Source organism: Christiangramia forsetii KT0803 (assembly GCF_000060345.1).
GTDB classification, from domain to species: domain Bacteria; phylum Bacteroidota; class Bacteroidia; order Flavobacteriales; family Flavobacteriaceae; genus Christiangramia; species Christiangramia forsetii.
The window spans coordinates 3,681,328-3,706,583 of the sequence record NC_008571.1; the positions used below are offsets into that span (position 1 = coordinate 3,681,328).

Below are 25,256 nucleotides of genomic sequence, written 5' to 3' on the forward strand. Positions count from 1 at the left end.
ATTTTTAACAAAAATACGGATTGAAATTCATAAGCCTATTAAAGCAGTCTTAAAGGATGCCCTTATTTTGAAGATAGCTATGCATAGATTTTTCGTTTATTTGTACGGTATTCCAGTCTTCCATAACATCTGCTCCACTTCTACGGTAAAAATCTGCAGCTTCTTTATTCCAGTTGAGCACCACCCATTCTGCACGTTTTACCTTCTGTTCCGCAGCAAATTTTATCACTTTTGTATAAAGAGCAGAACCGAGTCCTTTTCCTCTGAATTTCTCCCTCACCACAAGATCTTCCAGGTGTACCGTTTTTCCTTTCCAGGTAGAATACCTAAAATAAAGAAGGGCCATTCCTTCAATTTTTCCATTAGCTTCAGCTACAAAACAATGGAAGGCAGGATTCTCTCCAAAGCCATCTCTAATTAAGTCATTTTCATCAATAATAACAGCTTCGGGTTCCTTTTCAAATACAGCAAGTTCATTGATGAGTTCCAAAACGGCTTTCATATCAACTTTTGTAGCTTTACGTATGTTAATTTCCATGTAAATAGTTTTATACAAAAATAAACAATACTACTATTGCAAGCGAAAACGTTGTAGTAAGTATAAAATTTAATACTTTAGCCAGCGAAAAACAAAAGCATCGATGTCTAAGCCAAATCAAACCCTTGGAGAGTTTATTATAGAAAATCAATCAGATTTCCCGGGTTCTTCGGGAGAGCTTTCCAGGTTGATCAATTCTTTACGATTAGCAGCCAAAGTAGTAAATCACGAAGTTAATAAAGCCGGACTGGTAGATATTATTGGCGCTTATGGAGAAACCAATGTTCAGGGTGAAGATCAGCAAAAGCTGGATGTGTATGCGAATAATAAATTTATTCAAACCTTAACCAACAGGGAGATCGTTTGTGGAATTGCTTCCGAAGAAAATGACGATTTTATCCAGATTGAAGGACATAAGGGAGATCACCAGAATAAATATGTGGTTTTAATGGATCCTTTGGATGGAAGCTCTAACATTGATGTAAATGTTTCTGTAGGAACTATTTTTTCTATTTATCAAAGAGTAACTCCAGTGGGAACGCCGGTTCAAAAAGAAGATTTTCTTCAGCCGGGAAATAAGCAGGTAGCTGCGGGATATATTATTTACGGAACTTCAACCATGCTGGTTTACACAACCGGGCATGGAGTAAATGGCTTTACCCTGAATCCTGCATTGGGTTCCTGGTATTTATCTCATCCAGATATGAAATTTCCGGAAGAAGGGCAGATATACTCTATAAACGAAGGGAATTATATTCATTTTCCACAGGGAGTAAAAGATTATATTAAATATTGCCAGCAGGAAGAAGGGAACCGACCATATACTTCGAGATATATTGGTTCAATGGTTTCAGATATTCATAGAAACATGATCAAAGGTGGGATCTTTATGTATCCAAAAAGTTCTAAAGCCAGTGAAGGGAAACTAAGACTGCTGTATGAATGTAATCCGTTTGCATTTATTACCGAACAGGCCGGGGGAAAAGCCAGTGATGGTTTTCAAAGGATCATGGATATTGATCCTACAGAATTACATCAGCGTGTGCCTTTCTTCTGCGGAAGCAAAAAAATGGTGGAAAAAGCAGAAGAATTTATGGCAAATGCGAAGGCTAATCCTCAGTCTCAGGAATTTTCCTTTTCAAGCAAGTAGCGATAATCTTCAAAATTCAGCTGTCCGCTAAAAATCTGTATAGAGCGCTTAATAATACCTTCAGAAGCCTGGCTTGAGAAGCCAAGACCTATTGCGTATTTTTTGATCAGCTCAGTTTCCTCATCATCAATAATATGATCTGCAAAAATTATTCTGAAAAGATCATGAAGACGTTCCAGTCTTCTTTCAATGCTGTTATAAGAAGACAAAGGAAAAGACTTAGGGTTTTCTATAACCTTGGCATATTCATCTTCACTAATATCAAGTTTTCTCGCAAAACGTTTAAGAAGTAATTCTTCATCCTCATTGATGTCGCCATCAACGGCAGCAAGGTTCACAATAGAAGCGAAGTGACTAAGGTTACGTAAGTGCTCTCCCGAGCCAAATAAATCTGAAAAGGACATTCTAGTAATGTTTTTATTATACAAATATAGTTAAACAAGTATGTTTTTAGCATTTGGCGGCATGGAAAATAAACCTAGTCAATCGCTAATCTTTTCTTAATCCTTTCAGGTTGAAAATTCTATTCTTTAATTTCAATGTCCTTCAAGTAAATTTATGGAAATACCTTTATTAGCTTTTAATGAGAATGGCATTTACTGTGCTGCGGCAGATGTATATCTGGATCCGTGGAAACCGGTAGATAAAGCTATTATTTCCCATGGACATGCCGATCATTCCCGCTGGGGACATAAAAAATATATAACCCATCACAGCAATGTGCCTATCATTAAGCACCGGCTTGGGGATATTGTAGTTTCAGGAGTTGAATGGAATGAAAATTTTACGATTAACGGCGTGAAATTCTCTTTGCATCCTGCCGGTCATATTATAGGTTCTTCCCAGATAAGGGTTGAATATAAGGGCGAAGTCTGGGTTTTTACCGGGGATTATAAAACCGAAGATGATGGCGTCGCTGTTCCATACGAACCCGTAAAATGCGACACGTTCATTACTGAATGTACTTTTGGTCTTCCGGCTTTTAAATGGATTCCGCAGAAACAGGTTTTTGATGATATTAATAACTGGTGGCAGCAAAACCAGGATGATGGAAGAACATCTGTGCTTTTTGGATATTCTTTAGGTAAAGCTCAGCGACTGCTGAAACATTTGGATACATCTATCGGTAAAATATATACCCACGGAGCTATTGAAAATATGACCGAAGTACTGAGAGATCAGATAGATTTCCCGGAAACTACAAGGATTACCAGGGAGACCAAAAAAGAAGAGATCAAAGGAAATATAGTGCTGGCGCCGGGAAGTGCACACGGTACTACCTGGATCAAGAAAATGGTGCCTTATGTGACTGCCTCGGCAAGTGGCTGGATGACGTTTAGAGGGGCGAGACGCAGAAGGGCGATAGATAAAGGATTTGTGCTAAGCGATCACTGTGACTGGCAGGGATTGTTGAAATCTATAAAAGAAACCGGTTGTGAAAAAGTGATCTGCACGCATGGCTATACCGATATTTTCTCCAGATTTCTGAGGGAACAGGGATATGACGCCAGAACCGAAGAAACTCAATACGAGGGAGAAGCTGGCCAGATGGAAAGCGACAAAGAAAAAGATTCAGAATGAAGGCATTTGCAGATCTTATTAAAACGCTGGACAGCACTAATAAAACCACTTTAAAGGTAGCGGCACTTACCGAATATTTTAATAATGCGCCGCCAAAAGATAAAGTGTGGACCATTGCGATATTGAGTCATAGAAGACCACCACGTCCTGTAAATACTACGCTTATGCGTGAGTGGGCATCAGAATTATCAAAAATTCCACTATGGCTTTTTGAAGAATCTTATCATATTGTAGGTGATCTTGCTGAAACTATTGCCCTGGTAATACCACCTGCCGATGAATCATCTGAGAAAAGTCTGAATCAATTTCTACAGGAAATCGTTGAGTTGAAAAAGAAATCTGAAGAAGAGAAGAAAGCTTATCTTTTTGATAACTGGCTGAACTTGAACTATTATGAACGCTTTGTTTTTACAAAGCTCATTACCGGAAGTTTCAGAATTGGGGTAAGTCAGAAATTAATGACCCGTGCGCTTTCCAAAGCGACTAGTATTGACGAAGATATCCTCGCCTATAAACTGATGGGCAACTGGGAACCTTCAAAAATCACTTTTGAGAAACTGATTCTGGAAGAGAATGAGGAAAATTTTCTTTCCAAACCCTATCCTTTTTACCTGGCCTACGCTATTGAAGGAGAACCGCAAGATTTAGGGGATGTTTCCCAATGGAGTGCAGAACATAAATGGGATGGAATACGTTCGCAGGTAATTATAAGGAATGATGAACTTTTTGTCTGGAGCCGGGGGGAAGAATTGGTTACCGATAAATATCCGGAATTTGAGGCATTGGTAGAAGCTATTCCAAATGGGACAGTGATAGACGGTGAAATTTTACCATTTCCGAAGGGGGAAATAGGAACCTTTAAGGACCTCCAAACCAGGATAGGTAGAAAAAATATAAGTAAGAAACTGCTGGAGAAAACGCCGGTAATTCTGAAAGCTTATGATGTTCTGGAATGGGAAGGAGAGGATATTAGAAATATTGCATTTGGCGAGCGTAGAAAAATTCTCGAAAAATTATACTATAAAGTGAAATCTGAAGAACTGCCTTTACATTTATCTGAAAGCATTCGATTTAAGAGTTGGGAAGAAGCGGCCCAGGTGCGGGAAAATTCCAGGGAAGTAAAATCTGAAGGCTTAATGCTGAAAAGATTGGATTCTCCTTATTTAGTTGGTAGGAAAAAGGGAGATTGGTGGAAGTGGAAGGTGGATCCTTTAACCATTGATGGGGTTCTTACTTATGCCATGAGAGGTCATGGTAGGAGAAGCAATTTATTTACCGATTATACTTTTGGGCTTTGGGATGAAGAAAATAAAGAATTGGTAACTTTTGCCAAAGCCTATTCCGGGTTAACCGATAAAGAGTTTAGAAGCCTGGATGCCTGGATCAAGAAAAATACCCTGGAGCGTTTTGGCCCGGTCAGAAGTGTAACTCCGCATCATGTTTTTGAAATAGCTTTTGAAGGCATTGCAGAATCTAAAAGACATAAAAGCGGTGTAGCAACCAGGTTCCCGAGAATTCTACGCTGGCGGAAAGATAAAAAGATGGAGGATGCCAATACGCTGGAAGATCTCAAAAATTTGATTCCCTGATTAGTTTCTTCGAGCCATCCCCAGGATCTCCCGTTGAAATTTCCTATCGTTGATCAAAATTTCAAAGAATTCTTCGATATAATTTATTGTTCCAATGTATTCTTTCTCACTCTCAAACAGATATTCACATTTTTGAATAGCTTCTAAAATTGGTAAGCGATTGGCGATAAATTCAATTCTTACTTGATTAAAAAGATTCGGGTCTCTCTGGAAACCTCGGTACATACGCTGAGTGACTTTTTCGATCTCCAGTTTTTTATCATTTATTTGAGATACTGTTGCGTAACTTGCATTTACCATTCCTGCCATGTCAAAATCATACGGAACAGGAATAATCTGGCCTTCCAGAAAGATAGATTTTGAATTATGCTGGTAGGCATTAGAGAAATCTGTATTTCCAATCATAAACTGAAAAAAGGAGTTTTTCACAGATTCCAGTGCCATCTGGTTCATAGGATGGGTGTTGGACGCTAAGACTTTCCCGCCAATGCGTTTTGCCACGTGCTTATCATCTTCTATAAAAAACCCTTTGAGCTCATGTGTCCTGTTATTTTTCGTTTTAACTTCCTCATAGTTTATTTCAACCAGGCGGGTTTGAAAATGAAAAGGAGAGACGATCTCATAAAGTTTATAAGCCAGATATTCTTTGATCACATTATCGTTATTATCTCGCTGAATTAAACACGGCAGGACCAGTTTAAGATTTTTATGACCTTCAAAAGGAGTGTTCTTGGCCTCCTTTTTTTTTATCTTCACTTTTATAGGAGCGTAATAGCAATTTTTTAATCTGAAATTACCCCGTTGCCGTATTCTCACCTCCAGAGAATCCCATTTGTTTTCGGTTTCAAACACCAGGTAACTATCAATATAGGTAGAATCGTTGGTGACTTTTTTAATATCTTTATTAGAATACTTCATAGAAATATTCATTATTCCTTCTTCAGAAAACAGCGAAGAGAAGCTCTCCGGAAGATCTTGGATATCATCCTGGGAATAGGAGCTGAAAAAGAAAAAAGTAGGGATAAGAATGATGAGGAAAGTTCGCTTATCCATAATTATAGTATATATTTATCTAAAATATTAAAAATCAAGGTATTAGAAAATATTATTCCATAATAAATTACAGGACTATCGTGACCTTGCTTATTTCAGCTTTGATTACGTTTTTAGCTTTGAGGTTTGATTTAGACTTCAATGTAGACCTCACTTTGCTTAGTATTGCCATCATATTTCCACTGGTTTTCACTATTCGCGGTTCGTTTAAACGAAGGGAAAAAGCTCTGGAACATTTAAGTGATTTTATAAGTGCGGTAAAAACGCTGAAATACTTTTTAGTGAGTAATGAAGAACTCTCTCCAGAGCAGAAATTAAAAGTTGAGACTATGCTTACCGAGATCAATAATAGAACACTTGAACATCTTTCCAAACGGGATAATGATATTAAACTCTTAGATGAAGACTCCCATAAGATCTATAAATTTGTGCTTGATGAAGACAATCTTATTCCTGCAAAATTAAAAGACCGTGTGTTTAAATATATGAAAGACATGCACGAGAGTATTGAGAATCTACATGCCATACATACGCACAGGACTCCTATTAGCCTGATGGCTTATTGCGAGATCTTTATATATATTTTTCCGTTTATTTATGCTCCTACCATTATCTATAACCTTGGGATGAGCGATGGAGACTGGATCGCATATTTTATAGTTTTGTTAACCCAGTTTATTCTAATCTCTTTGTATAATATCCAGAATCAACTGGAGTATCCGTTTGATAATATTGGTATGGACGATATCAACCTTGATAATTTTAAAATAGAGCGTTAGCTCCTTATTATTAGTTTTCAATGAACCCGAAGTATTTTTCCAATTTAATCCCATATTTCTCTTGAAAAGAGCTGATCTTTTGCAGCTTGCTGAAAACTGGTTTTCTGAAAATGACTGGAAGCCTTTCAAATTTCAGAAAGATACCTGGAAAGCATATTTACAGAAAAAAAATGGATTGCTTAATGCGCCTACGGGAAGCGGAAAAACCTATGCCCTGTGGGTTCCCATTGTTTTAGACTACATTAAAAAAAATCCCGATTACCAAACCAAACATAAAAAGGGATTAAAAGCGATCTGGATCACTCCCTTGCGAGCGCTTTCCGTAGAAATTGAACAGGCGGCCAGCAGGTTTGCCGAAGAAATGGGCACTCAGTTCACGGTAGGAATAAGAACCGGAGATACTTCTCAAAAGGAACGCGCTGCCCAGAAAAAAGCAATGCCCGATCTTTTAATTACGACTCCGGAAAGCCTTCATCTGCTATTATCTTCCAAGAATTACGATAAAACTTTTGAAGGCCTTCAGGCAATTGTTATAGATGAGTGGCATGAACTTTTAGGCACTAAGCGCGGAGTGCAGGTAGAACTGGCTTTGTCCAGACTGAAGACCGTTTCTAAAGATCTGCGGGTCTGGGGAATTTCGGCAACTATAGGAAACCTGGAACAGGCTCGGGAAGTTTTGCTAGGACCAACTTCTGAAGCCTTGAAAAATTCAGTAATGATCAGGGCAAACTTGAAAAAGAAGATCGAGGTGAGATCTATCATCCCTGATAAAATGGAAAAATTTCCCTGGCGAGGACATTTGGGATTGCATCTTCTGGATGAGGTGGTTCCCATTATTAATAATTCCAGAACTACGCTGCTTTTTACGAATACCCGCTCGCAATGTGAACTCTGGTTTCAAAAATTAATGCATAAATATCCTGAATTTGCGGGGGAAGTAGCCATGCACCATGGGAGTATTAATAAAGAAACCCGGCTTTGGGTAGAGCAGGCCATTAGAAATGAAAGTCTGAAAGCAGTGGTTTGTACTTCCAGTCTTGACCTGGGTGTGGATTTCGCTCCGGTGGAAACCATCGTCCAAATAGGCGGGCCAAAGGGAGTTGCGAGATTTTTACAGCGTGCAGGTCGTAGTGGTCACCAACCGGGGAAAGTTAGCGTTATATATTTTCTACCAACCCATGCCATAGAACTTATTGAAGCTTCTGCACTACAAAAAGCGGTACAAAAACAGGCTGTGGAAGATAGAATTCCATATTTAATGAGTTTTGATGTACTGGTGCAATATTTGAATTCGCTGGCGGTTTCTGATGGGTTTTATCCGAAAGAAATTTATCCGGAGATCGCTTCAACTTTTTGTTTCCAGGGAATTACTCCCGAGCAATGGACATGGATCCTGAATTTTATTACCAAAGGCAGCCAGAGTCTGCAAGCCTATGATGAATATAAAAAAGTGGAGATCGAAGAGGATGGTAGGTTCAAAATAAATAATCGCGGAGTGGCTATGCGTCACCGCCTGCAAATAGGAACTATCGTAAGCGATGCCATGTTGAGCGTAAAATATATGAAAGGCGGCTATATTGGAACTATGGAAGAATGGTTTATTTCCAAACTTAAGCCGGGGGATGTATTTACCTTTGCAGGAAGAAATTTAGAGTTGGTGCGGATCAAAAATATGCAGGTACTGGTTCGAAAATCTTCAAAGAAAACTTCAAAAGTACCTAGCTGGATGGGTGGGAGAATGACATTTTCAGCACAAATGAGTGAATTGCTGAGGGAAGAAATGTATACCGCATCAAGGCTTGAAGAAGGTGAAAAGTCGACTAAGGAACTTATGGCCTTATCCGGGATTTTTGAAAGACAAAAGAAAGATTCAATTATTCCAAAAAGCGATGAGTTTCTTATCGAAACTTTTAAAACGAGAGAAGGATATCATGCGGTTTTTTATCCATTTGAAGGCAGATTTGTGCATGAAGCTTTAGGAAGTCTCCTGGCCTACCGAATAAGTCTTTTATCGCCTATCAGTTTTTCCATTGCCTTTAATGATTACGGATTTGAACTTCTTTCAGATCAGGAGATCGATATGCAACAGGTGCTAGATAATAACCTGTTTAGCGCAGAATATTTGATGGATGATCTCTATAAAAGCCTGAATGCAACTGAGATGGCACGAAGGAAATTCCGTGACATTGCGGTGGTGGCAGGCCTTGTCTTTACCGGGTATCCGAATAAACTGGTAAAAAGCAAACATCTTCAGTCTAATTCGCAGCTATTGTTCAGTGTTTTCAGGGATTATGAAGAAGATAATTTGTTATATCAGCAAGCATTCAGGGAAACATTTGAACATCAACTGGAAGAAGGAAGATTGAGATTGTCCCTGGAACGAATAGAAGATCAGGAAATAGAATGGCGAAAATGTGAAAAACCAACGCCTTTCTCTTTTCCGATTATAACCGATAGGCTACGGGAAAAATTGTCTTCAGAAAAACTGGAAGATAGAATACGAAGAATGCTGAAGCAGCTGGAAAATTAATTATTTTCTCTAATCTGCTTATCTACATAATGTCTTACCACCTCAGTTACCACACCAAATGCGACGTGAGCAAACAACTCGTTCATCTGCATTCTAATAGGAACATCTGTAGGTTTAGGTTCCAAACCTAAAATTGGTAAAGAGGTTTCGTGGGTAGATGCCCAGGTGGTGGCGCCAAATGCAATCCCATCCATGGGTCTAAGGCCGTACCGCTCTTTTTTACCATATCCGTAAGCGGCTCCTAACGAACCACCCATAGGAATATTCACCAATTGTTCGGCTAAAGCTTCGTTTTCAATGCTGACAGGAGTTCCGGTGATTTTAACCGATAAATCATCAATTATTTTAATTTGAGCTGAACTTTGTTCGATCTTTCTAACCGGTAAAAATTGCTCAATAAGAGTTTTTACCGCCGTACCGGCTAACCCACCAACGAATCCGGAGATAAGTCCACGACTTGTGTTAGACATATATGAATCTTTCTGAAGAAAAGTACTTACGCTCATAATCTATTTCATTTTTACGAAATAAAATTATTTATATGTTGGCTCACATCCAATCATTTAACATGTATTTGGGATTGCCCCGGCAATTTTTAATATTTTTGAATATGAGCGAAAAACTAAATATTGCATTTATACAGGCGAACCTTCATTGGGAAGATGCAGAGGCGAATAGAAGGCTTTTTTCAGAAGAAATAGCGAAGATTTCAGAGGGTGTAGAATTAATTATTCTTCCTGAAATGTTTACGACGGGATTCAGTATGAACGCCGAAAATCTTGCGGAAGAAACCGAAGCTAAAACCTTAACCTGGATGAGGGAAATCGCCAGGTCTAAATCTACTGCCGTTACCGGAAGTGTGATCATTACCGAAAATGGGAATTATTACAATCGATTATTTTTCGTTTTTCCGGATGGTTCTTATAAGCTATATGATAAAAGACATACGTTTACCCTTGCAAAAGAACATTTAACCTACACTGCGGGAACCGAGCGACTTATAGTTGAATATAAGGGCTGGAAGATATGTCCACTGGTATGTTATGACCTTCGCTTTCCGGTTTGGGCGCGGAATACGGTAGAATACGATCTTTTAATCTATGTCGCCAACTGGCCGGAAAAAAGGGTAAACGCCTGGGATGCATTATTGAAAGCAAGGGCTATCGAAAACATGAGCTATTGTGTAGGTTTGAACCGCACCGGGGAAGATGGTGACGGTTATGTTTACAATGGACATTCGGCTGCTTATGATCCTCTGGGAAAAGAATTGACAGAATTAGATCGTTCAGATGAATTTACAGCTGAATTCAGTATTGAAAAAGCCAGTCTAAACGAAGTTAGAAACAAGTTGAAATTCCTTCAGGATCGGGATAATTTTACTCTAAACTAAAAGTTTCCACTTTGTCCCAATTGCTTCTCACATCTATAGTGTCTTGATAATAAAGGATTCTTTCCGGATGACGTTTCTGAAGGTAACTTCCGGTGTCCCATTTCATATTCGCATTGGCATCATAAATCACACGGACTAAAAAATCTCCCGGATTAAGGAAATCAAAAGTGAATTTACCGGAGTTTTCAGAATATTGTTCGGCCAAAACCTCTCCTTTTGTATTAGTTAGCTGTACTATAATTGGATAAGATTTAATATTCTGAATATCTAAAACTATCCTCCCGTAATCTGCAGTTGCCTTAGTTCGTACACTCTGAACAATTGTATCGTTGGTATCCTGAAAAAGATCGGTGATAGCCCCGGGAAATGCTGAAATCTGATAATTATTATCCGGGGTTTTATCGAATTTTAAAACCACTTCATTCTTCATCGGAAAGAATTCGGTTGTAAAAGGAACTTCTGAAGAATCCTTGTCAATTACTTTTATAAATTCATCTTTATGTTCTACAATTGGCGTGTTAGCCATGAATTTAAAATCTTTATTTATTCCGCCAGATTCTGTACTTACTGCCAGGGAATCTCTATCTAAAGTTCCCAATCTGGCAAGCAATAAGGTGTCTCTGGTTTTAGGCGTGGTGACTTCAAAGACAACACTATCCAGTTCAGGTTTTATATTATACCAGTAATAAAGGCTATCTGTTTTAGGATCTTTTACCATGCGGTAATCAAAACCTTGGGGTGTAGTTGAAAGCACTTTGATATCAAGACTGTCCAGATCCACAGTACCTTCGTAACCAAAAAGAATTTGATTTCCTTTAAAATGGGAAGGCCGTTTAGGGTCAAATTCCAGTTCTTCCTTAAAAACTGTGATATCGTACGTACTGTCTGTTGGAATGGTGACATTTTCAGCAATAAATCCTATTTTTTCGCTTTTAGGATTGTAAAGATAATTCCCGTTATTATCCATAATGCCTACCATTTTATAGGTTCCGGCTTTTAAATTTTCAAGAGAAAAAGTAAATGTGCTATCTTGAGAATAGGTTACATACCTTGGAGTTTCCTTATAAACTATAGAATCTGTATAAGTAGAATCTACTTCATATAGCATAATAGAAACAGGCTCAGCGGGAGCTTTGAGTTTAGCATCTTTTACGGTGCCTGAAACCATAAGCGAATCTATATAATCTCCCGTTGAAAAAACGTATTTAAAGTAATCGTAGGGATTTGCTTCATTGTTGTCTACAATGCTTCTTCCAAAATTTATAGCGTACGTTGTATTTTCTTCCAGTGTATCAAAGATCTCGATCTTAATGTCTTTTCTGGCGGTCCCCAAAGGCATAATACTTGGTTTGGGGGTCATTGGTGGAGAAACAATGATCTGCTGTTGAGGTTTGTCTAATTTTATATATTCATCAAAATAGATCCTAATCTCCTTTTTGTCAAACTGAGTGCTATAATTTTCAGGATTCGCGCGAATAAATTTTGGAGCTTCTTCATCTATCGGGCCTCCTTCGGGCATTCCTTTTTTAGCACACTGCACCATGGTAAAAAGCAAGATCAAAACGATTAAAAATCCGGGTACTTTTTTTATCATCAGTTACTTTTATATTTTTTTAATGCAATTTGTACATTATCATTTCGATTAACAGGCAAACCATATGGCTCCATTTATTGATGAAACTGAAATCTTTCAACAAAGAAACAATTATTTTAAATTACAACGCAAAGCTTAGTCGGTAATTGCCATAGTTGCAATGCTAATTTCTACTTCCTGTGCCTCGTATAATTTTAGGACACAGGCTTCCAGGGTTGCCCCGGTAGTTACAAGATCGTCTACCAAAAGTATATGCTTGCCCCTTATTTTTTCTGAATTTTGAACCAGCAAGGTATCTTTTAACTTACCCCATCTTGAAAGTCTGTCTTTTAAAGTTTGCGTTTGGGTAGCACTTATTTTTAAGAGAATATCATCAGCGTATTCGGCATTTAGAGATAAGGCCAGTTCTTTTGCAAAATCTTCTACCTGATTATAACCTCTTTGTATCAACTTTGATTTATGAAGGGGAACAGGAATGATCATATCAATTTCACCAAACCAGTCAGAGTCTGCAAGTTCCTTTCCCAACCATTGGCCAAAGTAGGTTCCAATCTCACGGTAACCTCGGTATTTAAGATCATGAATTAACTGTTGCACTCCAGCTTTTTTCCGAAAATGCAATAATGCCGTAGCTTTTTCTATCTTTACTCTGCCATAAAATACTTTTATTACAGGGTTCTCGTTATCAAGGTGGTAACTTGTAATTGGCAGATCATGGAGACAAGAAGTACAGATGAGTTCTTCATTCTTCAATAATTCAGCGTCACAAATGTGACATACGCTTGGATAAAGAAGATTGATGAAATCGTGAAACATTTGTTAATGGCTTGTACCATACTTGGTTAAACATCTAAATTTACGAACTAAATTAAACTTATGATGACAGAAAAAAAGAACAATACCGCATTGAAGATCTTAACCGGTATTCTTGCTGTAGCCCTGGTTGCGCTTAGCATTTATACCATAAAGTTCTATAATGAGGAAAAGGAAAACAAAGAGATACTTCAAAAAGAAAAATCTGTAATTGAAGATGAACTTAATGAGTTAATCGTGAAATATGATGAAGCGATTGATGAAAATGAAGTGATGGATCAGGACCTTGTGAATGCAAGGAATAGAATTTCAACTTTATTGGATTCAGTTAAAGATAATGAAGCTAATCTTGTTTTGATATCGAGGTACAGAAGAGAAATTGGCAATTTAAAATCTGAAAAAGATCGTCTGTTTAGAGTAGTTGATAGTTTGAGTACGCAAAACCAAATGCTGACAACTTCATTAGATAGTACCAGTGTGGCTCTTCAGGAAAGAACAAAATTTTCAGATTCTTTAAAAACCACCAATCAAAGTCTGTCTACTAAAGTTGATAAAGCTTCAAGGCTGAAAGTGACCAGTCTTTCAGGAGAAGGTGTAATTGTAAGAAATAGCGGTAAGTTGGTAGAAAATGACAATAATCGTCGTGTAGACCAGATAAGAACCTGTTTCACTATTACTGGAAATGACCTGGCAGAAGCTGGTGAAAAGAATATGTACGTTCAGGTATATAATCCTGAAAACGAATTGGTAGGTGACGAAATGGTTATTCAGCACGAAGGAGGTACTATGGTTTACAGTGCCGCATCCAAAGTTTTTTACGAAAATGAAGAACTTGATGTTTGTATACTCGCCAATACTATGGAAGATAAGTTGCTTGAAGGGAATTATAAAGTATATGTATATAATGACGCTATACTTCTTGGTACAGGAAGTTTTAGCCTAAATTAATCTTAATTCATAATTTAAAGACCGTCCTGGATATTATTCAGGGCGGTTTTTTTATTTTTGCGCCATGGCAAAACAAGAAGACCTTTTTAAAAACGTAATATCCCATGCAAAAGAGTATGGGTATATTTTCTCATCGAGTGAAATCTATGACGGTTTAAGCGCTGTTTACGATTACGGGCAGAATGGTGCCGAGTTAAAGAAAAATATCAAAGAATACTGGTGGAGAAGTATGACGCAGCTACATCAGAATATTGTTGGTATAGATGCTGCTATTTTGATGCACCCAACTACCTGGAAAGCTTCAGGTCACGTGGATGCTTTTAACGATCCGCTTATAGATAATAAGGACTCTAAGAAGAGGTACAGGGCTGATGTTTTGGTAGAAGATTATGCTGAAAAGCTTCTTCAGAAAGCTGAAAAGGAAATCACAAAAGCCAAAAAACGTTTCGGGGAAGATTTTGATGAGACGATGTACCGGGAAACCAACCCAAGAGTGAAAAGATATCTTGATGATAGGAAGGAAATCCTTGAACGTTTGGCAAGTTCTCTTACCAAAGAAGATCTTGCTGATGTAAAGTCCCTGATTGAAGAACTGGAAATCGCAGATCCAGATACAGGTTCAAAAAACTGGACCGAGGTGAGGCAGTTCAATTTGATGTTTGGGACTAAACTTGGTGCTTCTGCCGATTCTGCTACAGATTTATATTTGCGTCCGGAAACTGCCCAGGGGATTTTTGTGAATTTCTCGAATGTGCAGAAAACAGGAAGAATGAAGATTCCTTTTGGAATCGCACAAATAGGAAAAGCTTTCCGTAACGAGATTGTAGCAAGACAATTCATCTTTAGAATGCGCGAGTTTGAACAAATGGAAATGCAATTTTTTGTACGTCCGGGCGAAGAACTGGAATGGTACGAGAAATGGAAAGAGATAAGACTGAACTGGCACAGATCACTAGGTCTTGGAGAAGAAAATTACCGTCTACACGATCATGAAAAATTAGCACATTATGCTAATGCAGCCGCAGATATAGAATTTGATTTTCCTTTTGGATTTAAAGAATTAGAAGGAATTCATTCAAGAACAGATTTTGATCTGAAAGCTCATGAAGAACATTCCGGTAAAAAATTAAGATTTTACGATCCTGAATTAAAGGAAAACTATGTGCCATATGTGATTGAAACTTCAATTGGCTTAGATAGAATGTTCCTTTCTGTTCTTTCGTCATCTTTAAAAGAAGAAGATCTGGGAGACGGGAATACAAGAACAGTCTTGAAGCTTCCTGCAGTTCTGGCGCCAACGAAAGCAGCAATTCTTCCATTAGTGAAGAAAGACGGACTGCCGGAATTAGCTCAAAAGATCGTTGACGAGCTTAAATGGGATTTTAAAGTTCAATATGATGAAAAAGATGCGATTGGAAGAAGGTATAGAAGACAGGATGCAGCAGGAACTCCGTTGTGTATAACTGTAGATCATGATTCTTTAGAGGATAATGCAGTAACCGTTAGATTCCGTGACAGTATGGAACAGAAAAGAGTTTCTATTGAGGAGTTGGACACTTTGATAAGAAAAGAAACCGATTTTAAAACCTGGATGAGAGGTTTTTCAGAATAAATACTCCTTAACTTAAGAATAATTTAAAAGGCAATTGATTTATTAATTGCCTTTTTTATTTCAATTAAGTCGATAATGTCTATTTTTAAACAATTATTTTAGTAAGACTCTTTTAAATGATGAAAAAATTACTTCTTCTATTTTCCTTAAGCTTTATTTTTCATCTTAATGCGTTAGGTCAAACAAATGAGATAGTTGGCCCGGCATTTATAGATTCAGCAAGTGTAATTAAAACGGGAGCGCTGTCTAAATCCAGGCTTATCCGGCATATTACCAAACCCAAGTTATATAATCCTCGAAATCGTGGAATTAATAAGGTGGTTCCGGGAAAGGGATTGCCAAAAGTAAAAGACCCTGCCTTGCAAAGCAAAATGGGGGATATTCCTGTTAAAGCCCCAATATTTTCATTTGACGGAGCGGTTACCAGGTCAACACCTAGTGATCCCACCGGTGCGGTAGGTAGAAATCACTATGTAAACGCATGGAATAGTGCCTTCGCAATTTGGGATAAAGATGGCAATGAAATTATCCCGCCTTCTTCTTTAGAAAGTATTGGCGGAGCTTTTAATAATGAAACTGATGGAGATCCAATTGTTTTTTATGATGAAGCTGCAGATAGATTTATTTTGATGCAGTTTAGTGCATCGCCCAGCAGTGGAAGTGCATCTCCTCCGGCTTTATTATTTGCTGTGTCCCAGGGTCCAGATCCTGTAAACAGCGGCTGGTACACGTATAGATTTGATCTGGGATCCTTGCCAGATTATCCAAAAATTTCTTTGTGGAACGATGGTTATTATATTACCACCAACAAAGATGCGTTGGAACCTCAGGGAAAGGAAATTGTATATGTCTTGGAAAGGGATAGGATGCTTCAGGGATCAGATAATGTTAGAATTTTAGGATTTCCACTTCCGGGGATACAGAATAACGGTTTTTATAGTCCTGCAGGTTTTAGCGTTATGGGCGGGGATTTGCCACCTCCCGGAAATGCTCCAATTATATATTTACAGGATGATGAATGGGTGGGTGTTAATCAGGATCATTTAAAATTGTGGCTAATGAATGTAAACTGGGATAATGTTGGTTCTTCAACTATTTCAGAAAGCCAGGAAATTACTGATGGAGTCTCACCCTTTACGGCAACCTTTGACGGTGGTGGATTCAAAAATCTACCTCAACCAGGTGATAACTCAGAAATAGATGCCCTGCAGGGGGCAATGATGTATATGACGCAGTACCGAAGGTTTGGTACGCATAATTCTGTGGTAATGAATTTTGTGGTAGATGTGGAACCGACAGCTGCGAAACATGCGGGAATTAGATGGTATGAACTCAGGCAACCTGCAGATGGTGCGCCCTGGAGTGTGTATCAGGAAGGGACCTATGCTCCAGATAATAGTGATAGATTTAGTGGAAGTATAGGAATTGATATGAGAGGAAATATTGCGATGGGTTATACCGTGGTAAACGATAATCCGGCCAATCCTGTTTTTCCATCGATTAGGTATACCGGTCGCTTCGTTAATGACCAGTTGGGATTAATGACCGTTCAGGAAGAGTCTATAGTGGAAGGGGAGAGCCCTCAGCCAAGACCGGAAGGAAGATATGGCGATTATGCCCATTTGAGTATAGACCCCGTAGATGATCTAACATTCTGGCATAATGCAGAATATTTTATAGGGGTAGATAGGGTAAATAAAGTTGGCGTGTTCAGGATCGCTGCTAATGAGCCAAATGATGTGGGTGTTGTGGTATTGGTAGGGCCTCAGAATGCAACGCTGACTAATTCTGAAGAAATTACTATTAGAATTAGAAATTATGGAACCAACGCTCAATCTAATTTTGAGGTAAGTTACCGTATTGATGGTGGTCCTTTAGTAACAGAAGTTTTTGAGGAAACCATTCCGGCAGAGAGTTCTGCTGAATTTACTTTTGAAGAAACAGGCGATTTCTCTGAAATTGGAGAAATATATACTTTAACGCTGTCTACAAATCTTGAAAATGACTCTAACACAAATAATGATTCTATAGAAGTCGAAGTAAAAAACCTGCCTCCTAATGATATTGGAGTGACATCTATCGATTCCCCTTTTACAGATGAGAACCTAACAAGTACTGAAGAGGTTACCATAACAATTTCAAATTTTGGAGGGGAGCCACAACAGGATTTCCCGGTTAGTTATCAAATAGGAAATAATGCTCCGGTTACTGAAACCTTCAATGAAGTGCTTGAAGTGGGTGAAGATGTGGTTTATACATTTAATCAGACTGCGAATTTAGCAAGCTTTGGAAGATATAGAATAGAGGCGAGAACCAGATTAGAGAATGATTTTGATCCATCTAACGATGCTGAAACTATTTCTGTGGCAAGCCTCAATTGTATTCCGGAAGGATCAGATTGTTCACAGGGCGATGGAATATTCTATTTTGAACTTGGAGATTATAGAAATGAGAGAATCCCTTGCACCAATGGTTATATAGATTTTATTGGAGGTACTACAGATCTGGATAGATCTCAGGGCGATTTTACGGTTACGGTTGAAACTGGATTTGCTGAAGGTGAAAGGGAAAAATTCTCTATGTGGATAGATTTTAACGATAATGCGGTTTTTGAAGACGAAGAACGTGTGATCTCTTCAGAAGTTATTCCGCAGGCGAACAGGTCTTTTTCTTATGATTTTAATATTCCGAGAGATGCAGATCTAGGTCAGCATTTACTTAGAATACGAGCTGGAGATACCAATTTCTCAGGAGATCTGAACGATCCGTGTTCAGTAATGGCTTATGGTACCACACATGATTACTCAGTGAATATCACTGATAGTACTCTGGATATCGAAGATTTTATTCTAAATGAAGCTGAATTGGTAGTGATCACGCTCCCTAATCAGGAAGATCAATACAGGGTGGTCATGGAAACCAGTTTTGGCGAGCCATTAAGAATAACTGTTCATGATCTTCTAGGGCAAAAATTAATCGAGAATCAGGTGGTGAACGATGGGGATGCCTATGTGTATGAACTGGATATGTCGTACGCTGCCCCGGGAGTTTACCTCGTTAGATTCGGAACCAGGAAAGTGGGGAAAGTCAAACGATTTATAGTAAAATAATTTATTTCAAATCCTGAATCTATCTGTATTTGTATTTCTTTCAGATAGCCTTATTTTTGGGAAAAATTCAATATACATGACCATTATTTCCTATAACGTAAACGGTATTCGTGCCGCTATACGCAAAGGTTTCTTAGACTGGCTTCAACAGTCAAATCCCGATGTAGTTTGTTTACAGGAGATCAAGGCACAACCCGAGCAGTTGGACCTCTCAGAATTTGAGAAAGCAGGATATCCTTATCACTACTGGTATCCGGCAAACAAGAAAGGATATAGCGGAGTGGCAATTCTCAGTAAAACGGAGCCTAAAAATGTCACTTACGGTACCGGGATTGATTATATGGATTTTGAAGGCAGGAGTATACGTGCAGATTTCGATAATTTTTCAGTGATGAGTCTTTATTTGCCTTCGGGAACAAATATTAACAGGCTGGAACTTAAATTCAAATTCATGGATGATTTTCAGCGATATATAGATCAGCTTAAATTGGAGATTCCGAATCTTATTATTTCTGGAGATTATAATATTTGTCATGAAGCCATAGATATTCATGATCCCGTGAGACTTAAAAATGTGTCAGGATTCCTTCCGGAAGAAAGAAAGTGGATAGATGGATTTATGGAAAATGGCTTTATAGATTCTTTTCGTCATTTTAATGAGGATCCCGATAATTATTCCTGGTGGAGTTACAGAGCCAATGCAAGAAATAATAATAAAGGCTGGCGTATAGATTATAACCTGGTATCTGAACCATTAAAAGATCGTTTAAGGCGTGCAGTTATTTTACCGGAAGCATACCATAGTGATCATTGTCCCGTTTTAGTAGAAATTGAATAAACATATTATGAATATTAGACTTACATCTGTTTTAGCTTTATTAGTATTAATGAGTTCCTGTGTTTCTTCAAAGAAATATGGAGAACTGGAAAGTAAAAATGCCAATTTACAGCGAGAGAATCGATCTGTTGCCAAGGAACTTGAAAATTATAGAAAGTCCAGCGAAGATCTTGATAAGGAGCTTTCAGGCTTAAAGACAGATTATGAAACTATAACCACTGAGCGTAACCAGCTCATGGAAAAGCTAACTGCGCTTGAAAAAAACTATGAAAGTTTAGAAAAATCTTATGATGCTTTAGAGCAAAATAGTTCTGCCGCCATTGCCGAGAATTCGAGACAAAACAGGGATCTACTGGGGCAGCTGGATGAAAAGGAAGCAGCGCTGCTTCAGGAAAAGAATCGCCTGGAAAAACTGGAGAAAGATCTTGCCTTGCGTTCTCAAAGAATTAATGACCTTGAAAACGTGATCGCAGCGAAGGATGCGAAAATGAATGCACTTAAAAATGCAGTTTCCAACGCACTTACCAATTTTGAAGGAAAAGGCTTAAGTGTTGAGCAAAGGGATGGGAAAGTATATGTATCTATGGAGAACAAATTGCTTTTTGATTCCGGCAGCTGGGCAGTAAATTCTGAAGGACGTAAAGCAGTACAGCAACTGGGAACGGTACTGGGACAAAATCCTGATATTGCAGTACTAATTGAAGGACATACAGACAATGTGCCTTATGGAGGAAGTGGCCAGCTAAAAGATAACTGGGATCTTTCTACAAAAAGAGCTACTGCAATCGTTCAGATCCTGCGTGAAAATTCAAATATAGATCCTCAAAGTCTTACTGCAGCTGGTCGGGGAGAATACGCCCCGGTTGGATCTAATGATACGGAAGCAGGAAAAGCCAAAAATCGTAGGATAGAAGTGATCCTTACCCCGAAACTAGATGAAATAACCAGAGTTTTAAACGAAATAGACTAAGAGAGAATGAAGTACACCAAACTTCCGAATACCGAACTAAAAGTTAGCAAAATTTGTCTGGGCTCCATGACCTGGGGACAGCAGAATTCAGAAGCTGAAGGTCATGAACAATTAGATTATGCACTGGATAAGGGGGTGAATTTTATTGATACAGCCGAAATGTATTCAACTCCTGCGAAACCGGAAACTCAGGGCAGCACCGAGAAGGTTATTGGAAGTTGGCTGAAGAAGACCGGTAGGCGCGATGAGGTAGTAATTGCTTCCAAAATTGCCGGACCTGCTGAAATGGTTTCACATATTCGTGAAAATATGGGTTATCACAGGGAAGCTTTGGAAGATGCTATTCATAATAGCTTAAAAAGGCTTCAAACAGATCATATAGACCTTTATCAGCTTCATTGGCCTGAAAGGAATACTAACTTTTTCGGAAAAAGAGGTTATGATCATTCCGAAGAAGAAAAATGGGAAGATAATTTCCGCCAGATTCTGGAAGATCTACAGCATTTTGTAGATCAGGGTAAAATAGGACATATCGGTCTTTCTAATGAAACTCCATTTGGTCTAATGCGTTTTCTTGAAGAAAGTAAAAATGATCTGCCAAGGGTGTCAACCGTTCAGAATCCTTATAATTTACTGAATAGGAAGGATGAAATTGGTCTAACCGAAATTCTGCATCGTGAGAATGTAGGTCTTTTTCCATATTCTCCTTTAGGAATGGGAACCTTAAGCGGAAAACATTTAAATGGAATTCAGAAAAATACAAGGTTGAGTCTTTTTCCGCAGTATAACAGATATTCTAATGAAGAAGCGGTAAGGGCGACAAGAAAGTATAAAGAACTGGCAGATAAACATGATATGAGCTTAACGCATTTAGCTTTAGCATTTGTGAATCAGCAGCCTTTTGTGACCAGTAATATTATTGGTGCCACCAGTATAGATCAGCTTAAAGAAAATATAGAAAGTATTGAGGTGGTTCTTTCCGAGGAAATCATGGAGGAGGTAAATGAGATTCATAATTCCATCCCAAATCCGGCACCTTAGTTAATAGCCTGTACCAGACTTTCGTGAATAAACATGGAGCGATCCAGGCTATCACGTACATGGAACCAGTCGGCAGTTTTGCCCTGAACCATTAATATTTCACCTTGTTTTCCTTTTTTGATCACAGATGAATTATTAGACGCAGGTTTATTCCTGAAATTTGCAATTTGAGAGTTCACCTTTAATCTCGGGGCTATTTCGCTTTTATCTAATTTTTGGTTTTCAGGTTCTTCGGTTAAATAAACAAAGCCTAACGGGTCAATGGCACCATCATTACTTCTATAAATTCCAAAATGTAAATGTGGAGGAGTGGTTTTTGCGTTTCCGGTATTTCCAACAAAACCAAGCGTATCACCAATGTTTACACGGCCAAGATCGGGCACGATGCTATCCAGATGCGCATAATATAAAGATTGTTTTCGTTTACTATCCCGTAACCAGACCTGCTTCCCGCCAAGGCCTTTTTCGCCAGTAAAACCGACTCTTCCCGAAGTGGGTGCAATCACTGGAGTGCCTCTATCGGCAAAAATGTCTATACCCTTATGATCTCTTTTTCCGCCATCACGCATATCGCCCCAATAACTTCCAATATCGGCATTGGCACCATTTAAGACGGGAAATAAATAGGTGGGAGATTTTTTAATCCCGATTTGGAATGAGGTATTTGCTTCAATTTCCGGCTGAATAACAATTTTATAAAGACCTTTTTCTTTTACCTCAAACTGTAAAATTCCGGTTTGTGATTCACCAGATTTGATCTTTTCAAATTCTTTATTTTCTGAATTAGTTATTTTATAAAGCTCAGAAAAAATAAGGGTAGAAGAGCTGTCTGTAAGTATTGTCGCTTCGATAACTTCCCCGGGAATGAGATAGGTTGCATAAGAATAAATGGCAAAATTCCTGGGTTTTAATTCACCGCTTTCAAGATAAGGCAATTCTATTTCAAGACTGTCGTCAAGTGCTTTGGTAATTCTATCTTCCCAGATTTTAAATAGTTCATCAGAGATATCATTATCTTTCTTATACTTTTCTTTTTCAGAAAGTCCGGTAATAAGTTCTTCCGCTTTCTCCAACTGGGAACAGGAGAAAAAGAACATGATTATAAGAAAGGGAAGTATTTTTATTGATCGCATATTTCACTCAAATGGAGTCACATATAATCAGTAATTATGCCATTTTTAGTCGAAAAGATGGCTAACTACATCTTCCATTTTAGCGACCTTAATAATTCTAATATTGAAATCTCCCTTCGGAATTTTACTTTGTTTGGAAAGCATAATGGATGCAAAACCTAATTTTTCAGCTTCCATGATGCGTTGCTCAATACGGGTTACGGGTCTTATTTCACCGGCAAGTCCTACCTCTGCAGCAAAACAGGTATCTTTTTCTAAAGCTATATCTTCGTTTGAAGAAAGAATGGCTGCAACTACAGCAAGATCTATGGCGGGATCGTCCACACTAATTCCTCCGGTTACGTTTAGAAAGACATCTTTAGCTCCAAGTCGAAAACCGGCTCTTTTTTCCAGAACCGCCAAAAGCATATTCAGTCTTTTAGCATTATAACCCGTAGTAGATCGCTGAGGTGTGCCGTAAACGGCCGTGCTCACTAACGCCTGGATTTCTATCATTAACGGTCGCATGCCTTCTAATGTAGATGCGATAGCAGTTCCACTAAGGTCTTCTTCGTTTTTGGAGATCAGAATTTCTGATGGATTGCTCACTTCTCGTAGCCCGCTGCCCTGCATTTCATAGATTCCTAATTCATGCGTAGAGCCAAACCTGTTTTTATGGGCCCTTAATATTCTATACACATGGTTTCTGTCACCTTCAAATTGAAGAACGGTGTCTACCATATGTTCCAGAACTTTTGGTCCTGCAATACTGCCCTCTTTGGTAATATGGCCAATAAGAATAACGGGAGTGTTACTTTCTTTGGCAAATTTAATAAGCTCTGCTGTGCATTCCCTAATTTGAGAGATACTTCCCGGGGCACTTTCAATATAGTCGCTGTGAAGTGTTTGAATGGAATCTATGATCACCACTTCTGGTTCTACTTCTTCTATCTGGCGGAAAATGCTTTGCGTCTTGGTTTCAGTAAGAATAAAGCAATTTGCGGGATTAGGATTTATACGTTCAGCGCGCATCTTGATCTGTTGCTGACTTTCTTCTCCGGAAACATACAGAACCCTGTAATTTAGCCCAAGGGATATTTGAAGTAGCAGTGTGCTTTTTCCTATTCCCGGTTCACCACCTAGAAGGGTTAAAGAACCCGGTACCAGACCACCACCAAGAACCCTGTCTAATTCATTATTGCCGGTATTCATCCGGTTTTGCGGAGTGTTTTCTATGTCATTTATCAGCAGCGGTTTTGAAGCTTTTTTCGCTTCTTTTTTCGCGGAAGTTTTCCAGTCTTTTGGATCTGGTTTTTGTACTAATTCTTCAACTATGGTATTCCAATCGCCACAGGAATTACATTTTCCCTGCCATTTAGAATACTGCGCACCACATTTTTGACAATAATAAGTAGTCTTGACCTTGGCCATTTAATAGATCTATTTTATGCTAATAACCGAAATCTTTTTTAATAGCATCGGCTTTTTCAAGCATAAAATCGGTGTCTATAAACGCAATTTTTTCCTGTCCGTAAGCATTTTGATAAATTCTCATAGCCTTCTTTGGATTCCCGGTTTCTTCTTCATACCTGGCTTCGAAAAAGGTTCCTAGCATAGTTCCTGGATAATGTTCAAAAGCCATTTTGTATAAAGTTTTGTATTCTTCCCAGTTCCTTGTTTTCTCAATAGCATTATAAACAGCCATAAAATCATTAAGGCTTATCTTTCTCTCTAAACCATATAATTCTTCGATGGAGTTGTATTTGTCTGCCAGATATTGTGATGGAGAAGCGGAGGTTTGAAGCAGGATCTCATTATAATCTTTAGTTGAAATGGGCCTGTAAATCTCAAACATACTGGAAATTGCAGACGGAATAGCTTTTCCTACCAGTGAATAATGCGTTTCATCCTTAAAATCATCGAAATTATAAGTGACCATTTTATTTTCGATATTCTTCAACTGATTATCAAAACTCATAATATTCTTTTTTAGATCAGGAATATCGTCACTACTTGTTGCCATATAGAACCATTTCTTAGATTCCGCAGTACTCAGGGCGTTGGTTACTCTATTCGCCATTTCGGGAGCAAGATCAGGGCTTAGGTTAACATATCCCTGAAAAATTGGAGACTGCTTGAGCAGGTAATAATTAATAAAGTTAGAAGTAAAGTCATGTCCTACGATAATTCTAAAATTAGCGGTTCTGTATTTTTGATCTAGTTGGGCAAGAAGTTCCATTCCAATAAACTCAAAGAATTTCGCGCCTTTTTCAGAAGGGAGAAAATTATTTTCAGAATATGAGGTGTCATCCATTCTTATTCCGTCCTGGTTTATGCCTACCACGATCATTTCAGGAATGTCTTCCCAGTAGGAATAATAATCCACCATTCCCGCTACGGGTTCGAATAAATAATCTCCATCCAGCACCACAACAACAGGATATCGTTTTTCTTTATTTTCTTCGTAATTCCTTGGTAACTGGATCTTTATTTGCCTGGTTTCACCAAGCTTTTGGGAAGATAAACTTTCGTTTTTAATCTGCGCATTGCTTACTATCGGCAATGAAATTGCCAATAGCAAAAGTAATAATCGTTTCATAGGTGTAGT

General features: G+C 38.4%; 21 protein-coding genes. 12 read left to right on the forward strand and 9 right to left on the reverse strand.

What is annotated here, in order from left to right:
- Nucleotides 1-49 precede the first annotated feature (49 nt).
- On the reverse strand, nucleotides 50-538 hold the full coding sequence (locus GFO_RS16600; RefSeq protein ID WP_011711359.1) for a GNAT family N-acetyltransferase: 489 nt from the start codon (nucleotides 536-538) through the stop codon (nucleotides 50-52).
- Between the two features lie 103 nt (nucleotides 539-641).
- Between GFO_RS16600 and fbp the strand changes: the two genes are divergently transcribed.
- Nucleotides 642-1,688 (forward strand): class 1 fructose-bisphosphatase, encoded by a 1,047-nt coding sequence (gene fbp, locus GFO_RS16605; RefSeq protein ID WP_011711360.1) that lies wholly within the window; start codon nucleotides 642-644, stop codon nucleotides 1,686-1,688.
- Here the strand turns inward: fbp and GFO_RS16610 are convergent.
- Entirely contained in the window at nucleotides 1,661-2,092 is a 432-nt protein-coding gene (locus tag GFO_RS16610; protein WP_011711361.1) for a TerB family tellurite resistance protein, read from the reverse strand. The genes fbp and GFO_RS16610 overlap by 28 nt on opposite strands.
- 154 nt (nucleotides 2,093-2,246) lie before the next feature.
- Between GFO_RS16610 and GFO_RS16615 the strand changes: the two genes are divergently transcribed.
- Together GFO_RS16615 and GFO_RS16620 are read left to right on the forward strand one after the other, a co-directional pair.
- Entirely contained in the window at nucleotides 2,247-3,269 is a 1,023-nt protein-coding gene (locus GFO_RS16615; protein WP_011711362.1) for a ligase-associated DNA damage response exonuclease, read from the forward strand.
- Complete coding sequence (locus GFO_RS16620; RefSeq protein ID WP_011711363.1) at nucleotides 3,266-4,858, forward strand: ATP-dependent DNA ligase; 1,593 nt, start codon at nucleotides 3,266-3,268, stop codon at nucleotides 4,856-4,858. Before GFO_RS16615 ends, GFO_RS16620 begins: the two co-directional genes overlap by 4 nt.
- Here the strand turns inward: GFO_RS16620 and GFO_RS16625 are convergent, their stop codons facing one another.
- Complete coding sequence (locus GFO_RS16625) at nucleotides 4,859-5,911, reverse strand: hypothetical protein (protein ID WP_041250175.1); 1,053 nt, start codon at nucleotides 5,909-5,911, stop codon at nucleotides 4,859-4,861. It abuts the gene before it with no gap.
- A gap of 80 nt (nucleotides 5,912-5,991) precedes the next feature.
- Between GFO_RS16625 and GFO_RS16630 the strand changes: the two genes are divergently transcribed.
- Together GFO_RS16630 and GFO_RS16635 are read left to right on the forward strand one after the other, a co-directional pair.
- On the forward strand, nucleotides 5,992-6,690 hold the full coding sequence (locus tag GFO_RS16630) for a hypothetical protein (RefSeq protein ID WP_011711366.1): 699 nt from the start codon (nucleotides 5,992-5,994) through the stop codon (nucleotides 6,688-6,690).
- Nucleotides 6,691-6,751: 61 nt separating this feature from the next.
- Nucleotides 6,752-9,220, forward strand: coding sequence for a ligase-associated DNA damage response DEXH box helicase (locus GFO_RS16635; RefSeq protein ID WP_011711367.1), 2,469 nt, complete (start codon nucleotides 6,752-6,754; stop codon nucleotides 9,218-9,220).
- Here the strand turns inward: GFO_RS16635 and GFO_RS16640 are convergent.
- Nucleotides 9,217-9,726, reverse strand: coding sequence for a DUF1440 domain-containing protein (locus GFO_RS16640; RefSeq protein ID WP_011711368.1), 510 nt, complete (start codon nucleotides 9,724-9,726; stop codon nucleotides 9,217-9,219). The two genes, GFO_RS16635 and GFO_RS16640, sit on opposite strands and share 4 nt — an antisense overlap.
- 104 nt (nucleotides 9,727-9,830) lie before the next feature.
- Here GFO_RS16640 and GFO_RS16645 point away from each other — a divergent pair, with 104 nt between their 5' ends.
- Complete coding sequence (locus tag GFO_RS16645) at nucleotides 9,831-10,610, forward strand: amidohydrolase (RefSeq protein ID WP_041250176.1); 780 nt, start codon at nucleotides 9,831-9,833, stop codon at nucleotides 10,608-10,610.
- On the opposite strand, the gene GFO_RS16650 is transcribed toward GFO_RS16645, so the two are convergent.
- Both GFO_RS16650 and GFO_RS16655 read right to left on the reverse strand, forming a co-directional pair.
- Nucleotides 10,597-12,204: an Ig-like domain-containing domain gene (locus GFO_RS16650; RefSeq protein WP_011711370.1), complete on the reverse strand. Its 1,608-nt coding sequence runs from the start codon at nucleotides 12,202-12,204 to the stop codon at nucleotides 10,597-10,599. The genes GFO_RS16645 and GFO_RS16650 overlap by 14 nt on opposite strands.
- 135 nt (nucleotides 12,205-12,339) lie before the next feature.
- The gene (locus GFO_RS16655; RefSeq protein WP_011711371.1) at nucleotides 12,340-13,020 is read right to left on the reverse strand and encodes a ComF family protein; all 681 of its coding nucleotides are present in this window, start codon (nucleotides 13,018-13,020) and stop codon (nucleotides 12,340-12,342) included.
- A gap of 60 nt (nucleotides 13,021-13,080) precedes the next feature.
- On the opposite strand from GFO_RS16655, the gene GFO_RS16660 reads away from it, so the two are divergent.
- The 6 genes from GFO_RS16660 (at nucleotide 13,081) to GFO_RS16685 (ending at nucleotide 21,536) form a co-directional block, all read left to right on the forward strand.
- Nucleotides 13,081-13,965: a hypothetical protein gene (locus GFO_RS16660; protein WP_011711372.1), complete on the forward strand. Its 885-nt coding sequence runs from the start codon at nucleotides 13,081-13,083 to the stop codon at nucleotides 13,963-13,965.
- A gap of 64 nt (nucleotides 13,966-14,029) precedes the next feature.
- A complete protein-coding gene (locus GFO_RS16665) occupies nucleotides 14,030-15,577 on the forward strand; it encodes a glycine--tRNA ligase (RefSeq protein ID WP_011711373.1) in 1,548 nt (515 codons plus the stop codon).
- Nucleotides 15,578-15,696: 119 nt separating this feature from the next.
- Nucleotides 15,697-18,687, forward strand: coding sequence for a T9SS type A sorting domain-containing protein (locus GFO_RS16670; protein WP_148264707.1), 2,991 nt, complete (start codon nucleotides 15,697-15,699; stop codon nucleotides 18,685-18,687).
- Nucleotides 18,688-18,763: 76 nt separating this feature from the next.
- Nucleotides 18,764-19,525: an exodeoxyribonuclease III gene (locus tag GFO_RS16675; RefSeq protein WP_011711375.1), complete on the forward strand. Its 762-nt coding sequence runs from the start codon at nucleotides 18,764-18,766 to the stop codon at nucleotides 19,523-19,525.
- 7 nt (nucleotides 19,526-19,532) lie between these two features.
- Complete coding sequence (locus GFO_RS16680; RefSeq protein WP_011711376.1) at nucleotides 19,533-20,495, forward strand: OmpA family protein; 963 nt, start codon at nucleotides 19,533-19,535, stop codon at nucleotides 20,493-20,495.
- Between the two features lie 6 nt (nucleotides 20,496-20,501).
- A complete protein-coding gene (locus tag GFO_RS16685) occupies nucleotides 20,502-21,536 on the forward strand; it encodes an aldo/keto reductase (RefSeq protein ID WP_011711377.1) in 1,035 nt (344 codons plus the stop codon).
- Here GFO_RS16685 and GFO_RS16690 read toward each other — a convergent pair.
- Genes GFO_RS16690 through GFO_RS16700 form a run of 3 tightly spaced genes read right to left on the reverse strand, consistent with a single transcriptional unit; the run spans nucleotide 21,533 to nucleotide 25,247 of the window.
- On the reverse strand, nucleotides 21,533-22,669 hold the full coding sequence (locus tag GFO_RS16690) for a M23 family metallopeptidase (protein WP_011711378.1): 1,137 nt from the start codon (nucleotides 22,667-22,669) through the stop codon (nucleotides 21,533-21,535). The genes GFO_RS16685 and GFO_RS16690 overlap by 4 nt on opposite strands.
- Before the next feature lie 45 nt (nucleotides 22,670-22,714).
- Nucleotides 22,715-24,079: a DNA repair protein RadA gene (gene radA / locus GFO_RS16695; RefSeq protein WP_011711379.1), complete on the reverse strand. Its 1,365-nt coding sequence runs from the start codon at nucleotides 24,077-24,079 to the stop codon at nucleotides 22,715-22,717.
- A 19-nt stretch (nucleotides 24,080-24,098) separates the two neighbouring features.
- Nucleotides 24,099-25,247, reverse strand: a complete 1,149-nt coding sequence (locus GFO_RS16700; protein WP_011711380.1) for an alpha/beta hydrolase — start codon at nucleotides 25,245-25,247, stop codon at nucleotides 24,099-24,101.
- Nucleotides 25,248-25,256 lie beyond the last annotated feature (9 nt).